We start from the raw sequence: 16343 nt of genomic DNA, 5'->3' as shown, positions 1-16343 counted from the left end.
GGTGGGCGCAACATGGGCGCTCCACCGTTTATCTCACGTCTGGCGGGCGATTTATCGCGCGCCGTTACAGATGGCGCCATCCATGGCGCCAACGGTCCTGCGCAGCCCCCTCTCCCCCTCCTTGACGGTTTCCTGCGGGCGCGGCCGAACCGCCCGAAAGCGGGGTCAAAAGCTTGGGTTCATGGCTTCGGAAGCGCCGCGCGACTGCGCGACTGCTGTGGTAGGTGCGGACCGTTGGTCCGCACAGCTTTGGCTGCTGCTCCTGCCTTCAAAGAGCCAACCCACCGCGCCCGCGGGGTGATGGGAGGGAAGCGGGGGCCGGGCGGGGCAGGACCGTCCGCGGCATGGATGCCGCGGCCGAGCCCCCAAGGGTGAGGGCGCTTTGCTTGCGAGGCATGCCTCGCAAGCGCCCGAACGCACAGCCGCCAGCGGCTGGGCCGGACCCCGGAGGGGGGTTCACGGCGTGTCCTGCACCGTCCGGCGCCCGCTGCCCCACCCGACACCAGGCAGGCGCAACGCTTTCCTCAACATACCCACCCATTCAGAAAAACCTATTGATAGGAATGAAATTAGTAGTATCCTATCTATCTCTTATGGACCGACCCCTCGACGAGCGCACCGTGCTGCAGATGCAGCTCAGCTCCGGCCTGCTTTATGCAGGGCGGCAGTGGCAGCGCCTGGCCGACAGCCGGCTCGGCAGCTATGGCATCTCCACCGCCTGCACCATGCCGTTGCTGATGATCGGCCGCTCCGGCGGTGGCATCCGCCAGGTGGCGCTTGCCCAGCAGCTGGGCATGGAGGGTCCTTCCCTGGTACGCCTGCTGGACAAGCTGTGTGCCAGTGGCCTGGTCCGCCGCGAGAGCGACGCCAGCGACCGCCGCGCCAACCTGTTGTGGCTGACCGACGAGGGCCATGCGCTGGTCAGCGAGCTGGAAGATCAGTTGATCGGCCTGCGCCAGGACGTGTTCGGCGAGCTTTCCATGGATGAACTGCACGCCGTGCTGAAGGCATGGCGCCTGCTGGCCGAGGCCGCCGACCGCATCACGTAAGAGCGCTGCCCCCGAACACCGCCGCTGCCGTGCACACGCCAGCGGCTTTTGCCCGTTGCTGTTGTTTCGTTGTCCCTCCCTCCCCCACCTCGTCCCCGCCCCCTACCGATGCCCGGTGAATTCAGTCTCCACGGAGTGTTCGTCCCGACCCTGCTTGGGTTGATGGTGTTGGCCTATCTGGTCAACAGCGGCCTGCACGTGCTGCTGCAGCGTGCCGGCGCCTACCGCCATGTATGGCACCCGGCGCTGTTCAACCTGGCGATGTACGGGATCGTGCTTGGCCTGCTGTTCCACCTCCTGCGTTGGATGCAATCGTGAACAAGATCGTGAAGAAGACCCTGCCGGTGCTGCTCACCAGCGCAGCCGTGATCGTCGCCCTGCTGGTGCTGCGCCAGCTGTGGGTCTACTACATGGATGAACCCTGGACCCGCGACGCCCACGTCGGCGCCGACGTGGTGCAGGTGGCGCCGGACGTGTCCGGGCTGGTGGAAACGGTGAACGTGGCCGACAACCAGGCGGTGAAGAAGGGCGACCTGCTGTTCGTCGTCGATCGCGCCCGCTACCGCATCGCGCTGGAGCAGGCCAAGGCCAGCCTGGCCGAGCGCCAGGCCTCGGTGGCACAGCTGCGCCGCGAGATCGGCCGCGACCGCAGCCTGCAGGATCTGGTCGCCGCCGAGGACGCCGAAGTACGCCGCGCCAAGCTGCAGGCCGCACAGGCGGCGCTGGCCACCGCACAGGCGGCGGTCGACCTGGCCGAGCTCAACCTCGGCCGTACCGAGGTGCGCGCCCCGGCCGATGGCCGGGTCAGTGACCGCACGATGCGCGTGGGCGACTACGTGGTGGCCGGCAAGCCGGTGCTGGCGCTGCTGGATACCGGCTCGTTCCGCATCGATGGCTACTTCGAGGAGACCCGGCTGCGCGGCGTGGCGCCGGGGCAGCGCGTGGACATCCGCCTGATGGGCGAATCGGCACCGCTGCACGGCCATGTCGAGAGCATCGCCGCCGGCATCGAGGACCGCTATCGCAGCAACGGCAGCACCCTGCTGCCGAACGTGACCCCGGCCTTCGACTGGGTGCGGCTGGCGCAGCGCATCCCGGTGCGCATCGCCATCGACGATGTGCCCAAGGGCGTGGAACTGATCGCCGGGCGCACCGCCACGGTGACCGTGGACACCGGCCGCCATCCGCACAACGACAAGGCCGGCGCTTCGCCGACACAGGCGGGCCTGTGAACGCCGCCCTGCCCCGTCTCGGCCTGATCGTCGCACTGGCCGGCCTGGCCGCGTGCAGAACCGTCGGCCCGGACTATGCACTGCCGGAAGGCTCGGCGTTCAAGCGCCCGGAGGCCAATGCGGCCTTCATCGATACGCAGAACCCGCAGGTGGCTGCCAACCAGGCGCTGCCCGACCGCTGGTGGTCGCTGTACAACGACCCGGTGCTGGACGGGCTGATCACCCAGGCACTGCGTGACAACGTGGAACTGAAGGCCGCCGATGCGCACCTGCGCCGCGCCGCCGCCGTGTACGAACAGGCGCTGGACGCGGGCGGATTCGAGTACGAGGCCGAGGCCGGCGTCAGCCGCGCGCAGCTGTCGGCCGAATCGTTCCTGCAGGAGCACGAGCTGCCGGTGATCAACCTGGCCGATGGCAAGTTCGCGGTCAGCTACCAGTTCGACCTGTTCGGCAAGCTCAAGCGCGGCGCCGAGGCAGCGCGTGCCGACGAGCAGTCGGTCGCTGCGGCGCGGGACCTGGCCCAGGTCAGCGTGGTCGCGCAGGTGGCCGACAGTTACCTGGAAATCTGCCACGCCAACCACGAACTGCACGTGGCCGAGCATTCGCTGCAGCTGCAGCAGCGCAGCCGCAGTGTCACCGAGCGCCTGATCGCGGCCGGCCGCGGCACGCCGCCGGAACTGGCCCGCGCCAATGCGCAGGTGGCACTGCTGGAGGCGGCACTGCCGCCGCTGCGCGCGCAGCGTTCGGCCGCGGCCTATTCGCTGGCCGCACTGCTGGGCCAGACCCCAGGCCAGTTGCCGGCCGGCGTGATCGACTGCGCGCACGCGCCCAGCCTGGCGCAGCCGCTGCCGGTCGGTGATGGCCGTGCGCTGCTGCAGCGCCGCCCGGACGTGCGCCAGGCCGAACGCAAGCTGGCCTCGGCCACCGCGCGGATTGGCGTGGCCACCGCAGAGCTGTATCCGGACATCCGTCTGGGTGCCTCAGTGGGCGCCGCCGGCCTGCTGGAAGACTTCGGCACGCCGATGACCCAGCAGTGGTCGATCGGCCCGCTGATCTCGTGGACACTGCCCTCTTCGGGCACGCATGCCCGCATCCACGCCGCCGAAGCCGGTGCCGACGCGGCCCTGGCCGAGTTCGACCACACCGTGCTGCAGGCACTGCGCGAGACCCAGACCGCGCTGGACCGCTATGCGCAGGACCTGCGCCGCCTGCAATCGCTGCGCGTGGCGCAGGGGCAGGCCGCGCTGGCCGCCGACCAGAACCGCCGGCTTTACCAGGGCGGCCGCACACCCTACCTGTCCAGCCTGGATGCCGACCGCAGCCTGGCCAGCAGCGACGCCACCCTGGCCGCCGCCGAAGCGCAGGTCTCGCGCGACCAGATCCACCTGTTCCTGGTGCTGGGTGGCGGCTGGCAGGCATCGGTTGCCCCGGCTGCACCGTCCACCGCACAGGCCACGGCGAAGTAAGCCATGAACGCGCTGACCGATCGCCAGGCCTGGCTGTTCTCGATCAAGACCTACCTGGCCGCGGTGGCCGCGCTGTACATCGCCATGGCCGGCAACCTGTCGCGCCCCTACTGGGCGATGGGCACGGTGTACATCGTCAGCCAGCCGCTGCTGGGCCCGACCCGCGCCAAGGGCGTGTACCGCATTGTCGGCACCCTGGTGGCCGGGCTGGCCACGCTGCTGGTACTGCCGGCGCTGGTGGAAACCCCGCTGGTGCTGAGTGCGGCGATGTCGATCTGGCTGGCCGGTTGCCTGTTCATGGCCCTGCTCAACCGCGGCCCTCGCGGCTACGCGTTCCTGTTGGCCGGCTACACCACCGCCTTCATCGGCTTCCCGGCAGTCACCTCGCCGGAGACCATCTTCGACACCGTGGTGGCGCGCAGCGAGGAGATCATCCTCGGCACGGTAGTGGCCGTGCTGTTTGCCTCGCTGCTGTTCCCGGCGTCGGTACGCCCGATGCTGCGCGCCCGCATCGGCAACTGGATGGAGGACGCCGCGCAGTGGTGCCGGCAGATCCTTGAGCGTGGCCGCGCACACGCGCCGCGCAACCGGCTGGCTGCCGACCTGGTGCAGTTCGAGGCGCTGATCGAATTCCTGCGCCGCGATGATCCACGCCATGCCGGTTCGGCAGTGTCGATGGAGCGCCTGCGCGAGCGCATGCTGTTGCTGTTGCCGGTGTTGTCGTCAATCGCCGATCGCCTGAGTGCGCTGCGCAGCGATGGCCAGGCCCTGCCGGATGGGCTGCCGGCGCTGGTCGACGACATCCGCGATTGGCTGGATGGCCCGACCAACGCCAGCGAGTACGCCCGCCTGCGCGCGCGCATCAGCGCGCTGAAGCCTCAGGTGGACCGCGACCTGCAGCACCTGCAGCTGGCCAGCCTGCTGCTGCGCCTGGAGGAACTGGTGGACCTGTGGCAGGACTGCCGCACCCTGCAGCACGCGATCGATCAGGGCACCGCGCCGTTGGATCGCGCGCACTACCGCATCCGCACCGAACGGGTGGCCGCCGACAAGCATGTCGACTACGGCATGGCGCTGTTCTCCGCGCTCAGTGCCGGCGTGGCGCTGATGAGTTACTGCGTGCTGTGGATCGCGCTGGGCTGGGAAGGCGGCGGCAACGGCGCGATGATGGCGGCGGTGACGGCCGCATTTTTTGCCGCACAGGACGATCCGGCTCCCAGCATGGTGCAGTTCCTGGTGTGGGCGATGGTCGCCTCGGTAGTGGCGGGCGTGTACCTGTTCGGCGTGTTTCCAGCCGTGCACGACTTCGGCCTGCTGGCGCTGGTGCTGGCGGTGGCCTTCCTGCCGCTGGGACTGCTGCTGCATCATCCCAAGAGTGCGCTGTTCGCGCTGCCGCTGACAGTCAATCTGGCCGCGTTGCTGAGCCTGCAGAACACCTACAGCGCCAACATCCAGACCTTCCTCAACTCGTCGATCGCGATGTTCATCGGCATTGGCTTTGCAGTGGTGATGACCCGCCTGTTCCGTTCGGTAGGTGCCGAGTGGACCGCGCGCCGACTGGTGCGGCAGGGCTGGACTACGCTGGCCGAAGCCGCCGAAGGACGTGGCCAGCAGGATCGGCAGCGCTTCGCCGCACGCATGCTCGACCTGCTGGGCCTGCTCGCACCGCGCCTGGCAGCGACGCCGGAGGGCAGCGACATCGCCTCGGTGGACATGCTCAACGAGGCGCGCATCGGCCTGAACATCCTGCAGCTGCGTCGTGCACGGCTGGAACTGCCCGAGCGCAGCCGCGAAGCCGTCGAGCACATCCTGGAAGAGATCGCTGGGCACTACCGGCGGCAGATCGCGGCGCGCAAGCCGATTGCTGCAGACCAGGCGCTGCGCGAGCGGCTGGATACGTCGCTGGGCCGGGTCGGCAGCGTGGCCGCCTGCAAGGCCCGCGACGAAGCGCTGATGGGCCTGATCGGCCTGCGCTTCGCGCTGTTCCCAGAGGCCAAGGCGCTGGCGCCGGGCTTGGCGATGAGTGCAGCCGAACAGCTCTAGCGGGATACCCTGTGCGTCCACAGACCCCGTTGCCGGGGTCGGATCCTTCGCCGCAGGCGAAGGCTCTGACCCCTGCTCTGCACAGGAAGCTCCAATGAGTTACGACATGATGGTGTTCGAGGCCAGCGCCGCGCCACGCGAGGCGGCGGCCTTCATCGCCTGGTTCGAAAAGCAGACGCAGTGGAACGAGCGCCACGAGTACGACGACCCGGCGGTCAGCAGCCCGGCGCTGCAAGCGTGGTTTGCGGAGATGGCGCGGGAATTCCCGCCGTTGAACGGACCACTGAGCAACGACGATGACGATCGTGCCGAAGTGACCGAGTACAGCATCGGCCGGCAGGTGATCTACGGCGCGTTCGCCTACTCGGTGGCCGAGCGCGCGCACGGGCGGGTGCAGGATCTGGCCGAGAAGCACGGCGTGGGCTTCTTCGACGTGAGTGCGGATGAAGCGGCGATCGTGTTCCCGGATGGGCTGGTGCTGATCGCGGAATGACGGGGGCGGCAGGGCTGCGCCCTGCACCTGCCGAGGCAACGTCAACGTCAAAAGCGGGTATTCCTTGGGATGGCGGGGTGGGTCCGGTTGCGGGGGACGCTGCAAGTACGTCCCTGTAAGCTCGGTCGCCGCATCCATGCGGCTCGCGCCCCCGCAACCGGACCCACCCCGCCTTCGACAGTTTCCTGCGATCTGCAGTAGATCCACGCCATGCGTGGATGAACGTCGGAATGATCGAAGTACGCTGTTGTAGAGTCGAGCCATGCTCGACTGCTTTTAGCTGGCGATTCTGGACGTGACTGGAGGGTTCACCGATTCCGGAAAAGCTCCATCGCTTCTTCCATTTCGTCCTTTTCACCGGATACCACAAAGGCCAGCGCCCACGCTGCCGCAGCATTTCCGTGCTCCAGTGCCAGCGCCGTCAGCAGACACGTACTCGTGCTGAAATCGTGCTTCTCCATTACGACGCTACCAGCGAACTTCGCAAGCCGGTGAAGCGCCTCGGAGTACTCGGGTTCAGCGATATCAGGAAGCGCGATACCCGCCTCCCGCCTCTCCATCTCGATGCTAATTGGCAATCCAACGAAGTCAAATGTGAGTGGCTTTGGCTGAAGCAGAAGTGCGTTCACGATATGCGGCACAGCCGCAAACGAAGCGCTGTAGACGTCCGCTTGATGGCACAAGCTGCTCCAAAGTTCCTCCCAGGTGTCTTCAATCGGATCGTCTTCGGATCTTTCGTCTTTCGGAATACTCAGATTCGCCAGCAGCTCCGGAATGTCATCCGCAGCCCCGTAGGCATGCTGTAGTTCGGCCCAGCGAGGGTCATCCAGGGCAATAAGCGCCATGTGCTGGTTCCTGTGTCGTGGGGTAGCAACGCAGGATAGGTAGCGCCGGCGGCGTCATCAAACGGCAAATGCGACATCGGGGCGATGGGGTCAGAGCCCGTTCCCGATGGGAACGGGATCCGACCCCGATTCAGAACAAGGTGCCCTGCACCGTGGGCTGTTCGACACGCGTTGGTGCTTCAACCACGTCTTCCGCACCCAACCGCCAGGCCAGGCCGCCCAAGCGACTGGCGTGCCGCTTCAACGCGGCCTGCAGCACGTCGGCGCTGCCGGCCACATGCAGTACCTGGCGGGCGCGGGTCAGGCCGGTGTAGACCAGTTCGCGTGACAGCACGCGGCTGTCCTGGCGTGGCAGCTGCAACCACACTTCATCGAACTCCGAGCCCTGTGCCTTGTGCACGGTCATCGCAAAGGCGCTTTCGTGCGCGGGCAGTGCTGCGGGGTGGAAGGCGCGTGGTTGGTCGACGGTATCGCCGGGGAACCAGGCCACCATCGCGCCGCTGCCATCACGCAGGCAGATGCCGATATCACCATTGAACAGGCGGTGCCGGTAGCTGTTCTCGGTGACCAGCAGCAGGCGGCCCTGGAAGTAGCCCGGGGTGTTGCCGGCCAGCAGCTGTTCGATGCGGCTGTTGAGCCCGCGCGCACCTTGCGGGCCTTCGCGCAGCGCGGTCAGCACGCGCAGGCGACCGGCCTGCTGCAGGGCACGTACCGGATCCGCGGCCTCGGCCAGTGCACGCCAGTGGCCCAGCAGGTGCTCGCGCTGACCGCGCAATGGATCGGCTTCGCCTTCGTGGAAGTGCACGCCGGCCAGTTCACCACTGCGCAGCAGCTGCAGCGCGGTGCCGCTGTCGCCTTCACGCACGGCATGCGCCAGCGGTGCCAGGTCCAGCGCATCACTCTGCCGGTAGCCGCGTTGCAGCTGCACGCGACGGCCGGCAAAGGCGCGTGGTGCGGCCTGCGGCTGCAGGGTGGCCGGTGCCAGCAGGCCATGCAGCGCCAGCGCATCGTCGGCGCGGGTGCCGATGCCATCGCCGCTGGCGCGCAGGATCGCGCTGAGCACATCACCGGCTTCGACCGACGGCAACTGATCGGGGTCGCCGAGCAGGATCAGGCGGGTGCCGCTGGCAATTGCATCGACCAGCTTGGCCATCATCGGCAGATCGATCATCGACGCTTCGTCGACCACCACCACGTCCACCGCCAGCGGATTGTCGGTGTGGTGGCGGAAGCGCGGTGAGTCGGGAATCACGCCGAGCAGTCGATGCAGGGTGGTGCCGCTGCTGGGCAGTGCCGCGCACAGCGTCGGATCCAGTCCCTGTTCCTGCAGGCGTTGCACGGCCATGCGCAGGCTCTCGGCCATCCGCTCGGCGGCGCGACCGGTGGGCGCGGCCAGCGCCACCTCGGGCAGCGGCTGGCCGGCGTGCCGGGCCTGCGCGGCCAGCAGCAGCAAGAGGCGTGCGATGGTCGTGGTCTTGCCTGTGCCGGGGCCGCCGGTGACCAGCGCCAGCGGATGGCGCAGCGTCACGCCGGCTGCGCGTGCCTGGTGATCTTCGCCGTGCGATGCGTGCGGGAACAGCTGCGCGAACAATGGTGCCAACGCTGCCATGTCCGGCGCCGGCAGCGGATGCCGGCCGATGCGCTGCAGACCGGTGGCCAACTGGCGCTCGTACTCGCGGTAGCGGCGCAGGTACAGCAGCCCGTTCTCCAGCACCAAGGGGGCATCCCCGGCGATGGCGTCAGCCTGCTCCGGTGTGGCCACCCATGGCGATGCGCGCAGCTGCGCCAGCCAGGCCTGCGCGGCGGGCCACTCGGGCACGCCTTCCAGCAACCGCTGCGGTTGTGCCGGATCGAACGCGGCGTGGCCCTGGGACACCGCCAGCGAAGCCAGCGCCGCCGCCAGTGCCACACTGTCGGGCGTGTCGTCGCGCAGCCGCTGCAGGCTGGTCGCCAATGCGTGGTCGAGGGTACGCAGCAGGCCCTTCTGGTGCAGTTCCTTCAGCAGGCTCATGCGCTGGCTCCTCGGGCACGCGCGGCGAGCTGGGCCTGGGCCTGCTCGCCGCCGGCGAACAGCGCGTCGAGTGCATCCACCAGCGCGAACGGGAAACGATCCACGTGCACGCCATTGCCCGTGCCATCCAGGCCGCGGCAGAACAGATAACGGATGCCGCCCATGTCGCGCTCGTAGTCGTAGGCGGCGCCCAGGCGGAAGCGCAGCCAGCGATGCAGGGCCACGGTGTAGATCAGCGCCTGCAGATCGTATTCGCTGTGGCGCATGGCAATGGCCAGCAGGTCCGGGCTGTAGCCGGGCAGGCGGTTGGACTTGTAGTCGAGCACGTACCACCGGCCATCACGCACGTAGGTCAGGTCGATCATGCCGGTCATCAGCCCCTCCAGGCGGCGGCGCTGGCCGAAGCCGCGGCGGCCACTGGAAATGCCGTGCGCATGCAGCACCTGCAGCAGCGCCGGCACCGTGGTCGCCTCGATGGCGAAATGGAAGTCGATTTCGGCGCGGCGCTCGCCTTCACCGAGGCTGTACAGCGCACCGCCTTCGGGCAGCGGTACGGTCAGCGTGTGGCCCACCAGCGGCACCAGCACCGCTACGCCATCGTCCAGATCGACGTCGGCATAGCCCTCATCGTGCAGCGCCTTGCGCAGCACCTCGGCCTGGCCCTCGGGAGCTTCCCGGCCTGGTTGCCAGTCAGCCCATGCGGCGAAGTCGACGTTTTCCATTGCCTCGTGCAGCACGTTGCCGAAGCGGCTGCCCATGAAACGCGGGTCGAGCGGCGCGCTGTCCTCGGCCACCGCGGCGGCTTCCGGCAGTGCCGGTTCCAGCGGCAGCTCCGGGCCGGTGGGTTCGTCTGCTGCCGGCGCCGGCAGCGCGGTGGCAGCGGCTTCGATGTCACTGCCCGCGCCGGCATCGGCGTGGGCCAGCTGGGTGAAGCTGTACACCCACCAGTCGTGCGGAACGCGCCGGGTCAGTGCACGCACCGCCGGAAGATCCCCTTCCACTTCGGCCGCCAGCTGCGGCAGCGCAGCCGGTACCTCACTGTCATCGATGCACACATCGGCATGCGCGCGCAGCGCCTGCAGGTCATCCAGCAGCGGTGCCAGCCGCGTCCTGCCGAGCCCGGCCAGATCACCCACGGCGATCCACAGCGCGTGCTCGGCGCGGGTCAGGCCGACATACAGCAGGCGCGCATCCTCGGCGCGCTGCTCGCGCTCGCGCTGCGCAGTGGCCGCTTCCCAGGCCTCGTCCTTGCCCAGCTTCCAGTGCAGCTGGCGCTGGCCGCCCACATGCACCGTGCAGTGCGAGGCGGTGTTGGGCGCACCGCCGTCGATGCCCACGAAGGGCAGGAACACCAGCGGGTACTCCAGGCCCTTGCTCTTGTGCAGAGTGATGATCTGCACGCGGCGCGCATCCGATTCCAGGCGCAGCAACTGCTGCTCGTCATCCTGGTCGGCGCTGGCCATCTGGCCCTGCAGCCAGTCCAGCAGGCCGTGCATGCCCAGCGCCTGCGCCGAGGCTTCCTGCAGCAGTTCGCCCAGCTGCAGGTAGTTGGTCAGGCGGCGCTCGCCATCGATCAGCGCCAGCAGGCGTTCGCCCTGCGCGGCGCAGACGTCGGCGATCACCGCGAACGGGCCGCCGCGCTGCCAGCGCTCGCGCCAATGCAGAAGCTGCGCCTGGAACCCGCGTTGCAGGTCGCCCTCGTGCTCCATCGCCGCGATCGCACTGGCGCGCTGGCCGAGCAGCACCGTCGCCAGCGCCGCGCGCAGGCGGCCCTCGTCAGCCGGCTGCAGCAGCGCCAGCAGCAGTGCACGCAGATCACGCGCTTCGCTGGTGGCGAACAGGCTCTGCTTGCCCGCTGCCACGGCAGGAATGCCGACCGCGGCCAGCGCGCGCTGCACCAGTGTGGCCTCGCGATGCGAACGCACGAGCACCGCGATGTCACCCGGCTGTACCGGGCGCCCACGCAGCACCGCATTGCCGGCGCGCGCCGCGACCAGGATCTGGTGGATCGCCGCCACACAGGCCTGGGCGGCTGCTTCGCGCGAGGCATCGGCACTCATCGCCTTGTCACCGCCACTGCGCAGCACGCGCAGAGTGAGTGCCGGGGCGGCATGGCCGTCGCGCTGGTAGTCCGCATCGCTGCGCACGCCACCGGGCCGCACCGGCTCGAACTGGATGCCACGCTCGAGGAAGGCGTCTTCGCCACCGTTGTCGTACAGCGCCTGCAGCGCGCGCAGCACGGCCGGTCGCGAGCGGAAGTTCTGGTCAAGCACCGGCGCCTGTTGCGCCGCCCGCTTGGCCTTCAGGTAAGTGTGGATATCACCGCCGCGGAAACCGTAGATCGCCTGCTTGGGATCGCCGATCAGGAACAGCGCCGGTGCGAGGCCGAGCTCGCGCACTTCCGGTGAATCGCCGAACACGGTGTGGAAAATGCCCCACTGACGGTCGTCGGTATCCTGGAACTCATCGACCAGCGCGATGCGGTACTGCGCGCGCAGCTGCTTGACCAATGCCAGCCGCTGCGGGCCTTCCAGGGCCAGTGCCACGCCATCGATCAGATCGTCGTAGGTCTGCACCCGGCGGGCGCGCTTCAGCGCCTGCAGGCGCTGTCTGGCTTCGTCGCGAAGCACGTGCAGGAAGTTCAACGCGGTGGCACGCAGCCAGGCATCGCGTTCGGCCAGAAGCGCGACGTAGCGGGCCAACGGCGCCTGCAATGGCGACGATGGCGTGCGCTCGGCGAATTTCTTGTTGGTCTTGGCTGCCAGCGCCTCCGGCAGCAGTGCCGGCAGGCGCTCGCTGGTCAGCAGCTCGCGCGGGTCGGCGCGCTCGGCCCAGCCCAGCAGTTGCCGGCCCAGCGGGTGCAGCCAGCCCAGCTTGTACGACACGCCGTTGATCCATTTGTTGTCGACCGCATCGCAGAGGTCGATGAAGAACTGCTCGCCATGCTCGCGCACGCTTGCGGACAGCTCTTCGGCAACACTCTGCAGGGCGGCCTGCGGATCGGGCAGCGCCACCGCCTGTGGCAACGGGTGCAGCGGCGGCGCGGCCAGCAGCGCGCGCAGATCGGCGGCCAATGCGTCCGGGGTGGACCACAGCCAGGTCAGCGGTTCCAGCGTGGCCGGATCATTGGCATATACCCGCCACAGGTCGGCCGCGAGCGCTTCCAGCAACTCACGGTCGCTGGCCAGCAGCTCCGGCGGATCAAAGGTGTGGCCGCTCTCCAGCGCATGCTCGCGCAGCACGCGGGTGCAGAAGCCATGGATGGTGAAGATGGACGCAAGGTCGATCTCATCGGCGGCGACCTGCAGGCGGCGCTTCAGTGCGGCGGCGCGCTCGGTACCTCCCTGCAGATGGCGCTGCAGCACCTCGCGGGTCAGCCGCACGTCCGGTGCTTCGCCTTCGACCGCTTCCAGATCGACCAGTCGCGCCGCCAGCGCCAGGCGCTCGCGGATGCGCTTGCGCAGTTCCTGGGTAGCCGCATCGGTGAAGGTCACCGCCAGGATCTGGCCGATGCGCAGGCCCTGCTCCACCACCAGGCGGGTAAACAGCGTAGCCAGGGTGAAGGTCTTGCCGGTACCGGCGCTGGCTTCGATCAGGCGGATGCCATCCAGCGGCAGGACCAGATAGGGATCGACCGCCATGCACTGGGCTCGCTCATCGATGAAGGCGGGGCTCATGCGCTGCCCTCCTGGCGCGTTTCGGCGCCGAGGGTGCGGCCTTCGCGCACCGCGCTGAAGACCACCTGGCTGTTGCGCAGCAGGTCGGCATAACTGGCATCGGAAGCGAACGGGTCGGCACCCCGCAGCAGCAGCTGCCAGGCGTCGCTGCTGGATTCACCCCAGCTGCGGTCGCTGCCGTGCCATTGCTTCCAGCCCTCGCTGCGCTGTTTCTCTGCCGGCGCGTTGTACAGCACCCAGCCGGTGTACGGGGCAAAGCGCAGCGGCTCACGCAGGCCGCGCTGGCGCAACTGCAGCAGCGCGCGCAGCGCCGCGCGTGCAGCAGGCGCGCTCAGTGCCGGCAGTACATGCGGGCCGGGACCGGCGTCGCCGCCATCGTGGAACTGCACAAGGGGCAGTGCGTCACCGGCGGCGTTGGCCAGCAGCCAGTCCAGGCCCTGGCGGATCACTGCATTGCCATTGAGCGTGCCGGCGCGCAGCCGCACCAGGCCTTCGGGATGCCGATCGGCCACGCGGCCGTGCAGGCGCACGCCGTCGATGTCCACTTCGTAGCGACGGCTTTCGAGCGGCTCGCCCTGCATCCAGCCCAGCAACGCACTCGCATACGGGCGGGTCTTCAACTGCTCCATCTCGAACTGGCGCTGGCCCAAAGGACCGGACGGCAGCAGGCCACGCGCGCGCAGCCGCGGGTACAACGGTTCGGTATCGCCACTGAGCGTGGCGCGCACCACCGCCGCCTGCACGCTGCGCTTTTCCGGGCCGCGCGATGACAGCACCAGCGGTTCCAGGTCATCAACTTCCCCGGCATCGTCGGCCAGGCGCAGGCCCATCGACTGTGCGAGGAACTGCCCGGCCGGGTCGCACAGGAAACGGCGCAGGGAGTCGAGCGCGAGCTCGTCTTCCACCGCATCGTCGAGCGGCGGCGGCAGCGGGGCATCGAACCACGGCTGCAGGCCCCCACGCTGGCCGGTGAGGCGGCCGGCAGCGGGATGCCATTGCCGCCGATAGCTGAAGCGGCGTGGATCGCCCTCTCCGAACGCCGCCGGCGAGAACGGCTGCAGTGCATGGCGCACGGTAAAGTCACGGACCGCCGCAGGCGGATCGAGGTGATACGCGGCGGCGGCATCGATCAGTTCACTGACCAGCACCGACGGCTCACGTACGCTGCCATCGCGTGGATCGGCGCCGAGGTAGCTGAGGTAGAACACCTCCTGCGCGGCGGCGAACAGCTGCAGGAACAGGAAGCGGTCGTCTTCGCGGGTGGAGCGATCGCCCGGGCGGCGGCGTGGCGTGTCCAGCTCGGCGGTGAGCTGGTTGAGCCCGGCAGCTGGGTCGCGACGCGGGAAATCGCCATCGTTGAGACCGAGCACGCAGATCACCCGGAACGGCAGCAGGCGCATCGGCACCATGCGGCCGAAGCTGATGCCACCGGTCAGCAGCGGCGCGCGCGTATCGGCCTCGCCCAGTACACCGGCGAAGTGCGAACGCACCACCTCAGGCGGCACGCCGTCTTCGAACCCGGCCTTGGCGGCATCGTCGGCGAACTGATTCAGCAGCTTGCGCAGGCGCTCGAGGGCACGCTGGCTGTTGGGCGAGCTGGGCGCGGTCGGCAGCAGCGCGTCCAGCAGCGACAGCAGCCGTTGCCGCCACTGCGCTGGGGTCAGCAGTTCGCCGAGGCGACGCTGGTAGACCGCCAGCACGCGCAGCAGCCGCAGCAGCCGGTCCAGTGCTTCCAGCGCACCGCCTTCCAGCTCGATCCACGGCGCCACGCCGGCCAGGTCCGCCTCGCTGCCGGTGGCGTGACCGAGCACCAGGCGGTCCAGTGCGAACTGCCAGGTGTAGGCGTCGTCGGCCGGCGCCTGGTGCTGGTTGCGGTGCTTCGCATCCAGGCCCCAGCGTGCGCCGGCCTGCTGCAGCCAGCCATGCAGGCGATCGAAGTCCACTGCTTCCAGCCCGGCCGCTTCGGCCAGCGGCGCGCTGGCGAGCAGGTCCAGCACCTCGTTCAGGCCGAAACGCGAGACCGGCAGGCCCAGCAGGTGCACGAACACATCGGCCAGCGGCTCTCCTGCCAGTGGGCTGCTGTCGGCCAGCGCGTATGGAATGTGCTCCTCCTCGCCGCCGCGGCCGCCGAACACCGCCTCCAGGTACGGCACATAGGGATCGATGTCCGGCGCCAGCACCGCGATCTCGCGCGCCTGCAGCGGCGGGTCGAAGCGAGGGTCCTGCAACAGGCTTCTCAGCTGGTCGTGCAGCACCTGCAGCTCGCGCAGCCGGGTGTGGCAGGCATGCACCTGCAGGCTGGGGTCGTCGCTGCGCAGCCCATCGCGCAGCACGCCCGAGGGCAGTGCGCGACGGTGGAACAGATCGCGCTGCAGGCGGTGCAGCAGGCTGTCGGACAGGCCGCCTTCGTCCAGGGTCGGCCGGGTGTCTTCTTCCGGATCCGAATACGCGGCAATCTCGCCGGCCGGGTGCACCACCTCGTAGCTGCCCAGCACCGCCATGAAGTCGCGGCCGGCCGCACCCCAGGCTTCCAGCAGGCGGTTCTCACCAGCCGCTTCACCGAAGGGATCGGGCGCGCCGCTGCGCAGGCGCTCGGCCAGCGTCTGCAGGTCACCCCAGTACGACTGCACCGGAGTGGGCATATAGAAGTGCAGCTCGCCCACCCGCGCCTGGGTGGCCATCACCCGCAGCACGTCGGGGGAGATGTTGAGCGTCGCGAACGCGGACATGCGCGGTGGCAGGCCCTGTGGCAGCGGCTGGCCGGCGCCCTCGAAGCGATCCAGGTACGCCTGGATGCGGCGCGCGCGGTAGTCGCGGCCATGGGCGATGGTGCGCCAGAGGATCGCCTGCGGGTCGGCCGGGTCGGCGCCGGCCTCCCAGCGCAGCAACCAGTCGCGGCGCCAGGCCTGGTACTTCTCGAACACCGACGCCAGTTCACCGGCCAGTGCCCACGGCTTCAGGGCGTCGCCGCCGGCAAGATAGGACTGCAGCGCGCGCATCGGTGGCTGCGCCAGCAGCGCCGGGTCGCGCAGTGCCTGGTACAGCTTCCAGTGCAGGCCCGCGGCGTCCAGGTCGTCGCGTTCGCCCGGCACATTGGCATTGAGTGCACGGGCAACGAATTCGCCCGGGGTCAGGAACTCGAGGTTGGCGGCCACGCCATATTCGGCAGCGAGTGTCGCTTGCAGCCAACGCCGCATCGCCACCTGCGGGATCAGCACCACCTCCGGCGCGAGCAACGGCTGGCCTGGAACCGGCACACGCACGTTGCGCGCCAGCAGCGCAGCCAGCACGTCCAGGGAGTTGGAATGGTAGAGGCGGAAATCGCTGCCCGGGTCACTCATCATGCACAGTGTGCAGCACGGCAGGCAGTATTCAATGGCCGGCCCGTCGCCGGTACGGATTGTTCCGCGCTGCCGGCCGATTGTCCCGGCCTGGCAAGGGTCGTGCCGTGCCACAATACTGGACCGTCCAGTCTGCTTATGTTCAGCCGACGGGCCCGATCCTTCGATGTCTAAAAAACGTTAATG

10 protein-coding genes are annotated in these 16343 nt (G+C 68.9%); 6 read left to right on the top strand and 4 right to left on the bottom strand.

Going from position 1 to position 16343, the window contains the following annotated elements; translation table 11 throughout:
* Nucleotides 1–593: 593 nt before the first annotated feature.
* The 6 genes from ACM0PY_RS19165 to ACM0PY_RS19140 all read left to right on the top strand — a co-directional run bounded on the left by ACM0PY_RS19165 (nucleotide 594) and on the right by ACM0PY_RS19140 (nucleotide 6283).
* On the top strand, nucleotides 594–1049 hold the full coding sequence (locus tag ACM0PY_RS19165) for a MarR family winged helix-turn-helix transcriptional regulator (protein WP_005421298.1): 456 nt from the start codon (nucleotides 594–596) through the stop codon (nucleotides 1047–1049).
* A gap of 108 nt (nucleotides 1050–1157) precedes the next feature.
* Complete coding sequence (locus ACM0PY_RS19160; protein ID WP_134972916.1) at nucleotides 1158–1367, top strand: DUF1656 domain-containing protein; 210 nt, start codon at nucleotides 1158–1160, stop codon at nucleotides 1365–1367.
* A complete protein-coding gene (locus ACM0PY_RS19155; RefSeq protein WP_180885190.1) occupies nucleotides 1364–2281 on the top strand; it encodes an efflux RND transporter periplasmic adaptor subunit in 918 nt (305 codons plus the stop codon). The genes ACM0PY_RS19160 and ACM0PY_RS19155 overlap by 4 nt, the downstream gene beginning before the upstream one ends.
* The gene (locus tag ACM0PY_RS19150) at nucleotides 2278–3747 is read left to right on the top strand and encodes an efflux transporter outer membrane subunit (protein ID WP_180885188.1); all 1470 of its coding nucleotides are present in this window, start codon (nucleotides 2278–2280) and stop codon (nucleotides 3745–3747) included. Before ACM0PY_RS19155 ends, ACM0PY_RS19150 begins: the two co-directional genes overlap by 4 nt.
* 3 nt (nucleotides 3748–3750) lie before the next feature.
* A complete protein-coding gene (locus ACM0PY_RS19145) occupies nucleotides 3751–5790 on the top strand; it encodes an FUSC family protein (protein WP_134972760.1) in 2040 nt (679 codons plus the stop codon).
* A gap of 94 nt (nucleotides 5791–5884) precedes the next feature.
* Nucleotides 5885–6283, top strand: a complete 399-nt coding sequence (locus ACM0PY_RS19140; RefSeq protein WP_134972761.1) for a hypothetical protein — start codon at nucleotides 5885–5887, stop codon at nucleotides 6281–6283.
* Nucleotides 6284–6591: 308 nt separating this feature from the next.
* Here ACM0PY_RS19140 and ACM0PY_RS19135 read toward each other — a convergent pair whose 3' ends face one another.
* The 4 genes from ACM0PY_RS19135 to recC form a co-directional block, all read right to left on the bottom strand.
* On the bottom strand, nucleotides 6592–7128 hold the full coding sequence (locus ACM0PY_RS19135) for a hypothetical protein (RefSeq protein WP_134972762.1): 537 nt from the start codon (nucleotides 7126–7128) through the stop codon (nucleotides 6592–6594).
* 130 nt (nucleotides 7129–7258) lie between these two features.
* On the bottom strand, nucleotides 7259–9139 hold the full coding sequence (recD, locus tag ACM0PY_RS19130) for an exodeoxyribonuclease V subunit alpha (protein ID WP_180885184.1): 1881 nt from the start codon (nucleotides 9137–9139) through the stop codon (nucleotides 7259–7261).
* Nucleotides 9136–12816, bottom strand: a complete 3681-nt coding sequence (recB, locus tag ACM0PY_RS19125) for an exodeoxyribonuclease V subunit beta (RefSeq protein ID WP_180885182.1) — start codon at nucleotides 12814–12816, stop codon at nucleotides 9136–9138. The genes recD and recB overlap by 4 nt, the downstream gene beginning before the upstream one ends.
* Nucleotides 12813–16160: an exodeoxyribonuclease V subunit gamma gene (gene recC, locus ACM0PY_RS19120; RefSeq protein ID WP_134972054.1), complete on the bottom strand. Its 3348-nt coding sequence runs from the start codon at nucleotides 16158–16160 to the stop codon at nucleotides 12813–12815. The genes recB and recC overlap by 4 nt, the downstream gene beginning before the upstream one ends.
* Nucleotides 16161–16343: the final 183 nt, after the last annotated feature.

The sequence above is a fragment of the Stenotrophomonas sp. BR163 genome (assembly GCF_047520985.2).
Classification (GTDB): Bacteria; Pseudomonadota; Gammaproteobacteria; order Xanthomonadales; family Xanthomonadaceae; genus Stenotrophomonas; species Stenotrophomonas sepilia.
This window is presented reverse-complemented; position numbering and strand designations above follow the sequence as displayed.

Bases quoted from the DNA above. Each gene is read 5' to 3' on its own strand.
- ACM0PY_RS19165 (WP_005421298.1), top strand. From the start codon at position 594: ATGGACCGACCCCTCGACGAGCGCACCGTGCTGCAGATGCAGCTCAGC.
- ACM0PY_RS19160 (WP_134972916.1), top strand. From the start codon at position 1,158: ATGCCCGGTGAATTCAGTCTCCACGGAGTGTTCGTCCCGACCCTGCTT.
- ACM0PY_RS19145 (WP_134972760.1), top strand. From the start codon at position 3,751: ATGAACGCGCTGACCGATCGCCAGGCCTGGCTGTTCTCGATCAAGACC.
- ACM0PY_RS19140 (WP_134972761.1), top strand. From the start codon at position 5,885: ATGAGTTACGACATGATGGTGTTCGAGGCCAGCGCCGCGCCACGCGAG.
- ACM0PY_RS19135 (WP_134972762.1), bottom strand. From the start codon at position 7,128: ATGGCGCTTATTGCCCTGGATGACCCTCGCTGGGCCGAACTACAGCAT.
- recD (WP_180885184.1), bottom strand. From the start codon at position 9,139: ATGAGCCTGCTGAAGGAACTGCACCAGAAGGGCCTGCTGCGTACCCTC.
- recB (WP_180885182.1), bottom strand. From the start codon at position 12,816: ATGAGCCCCGCCTTCATCGATGAGCGAGCCCAGTGCATGGCGGTCGAT.
- recC (WP_134972054.1), bottom strand. From the start codon at position 16,160: ATGATGAGTGACCCGGGCAGCGATTTCCGCCTCTACCATTCCAACTCC.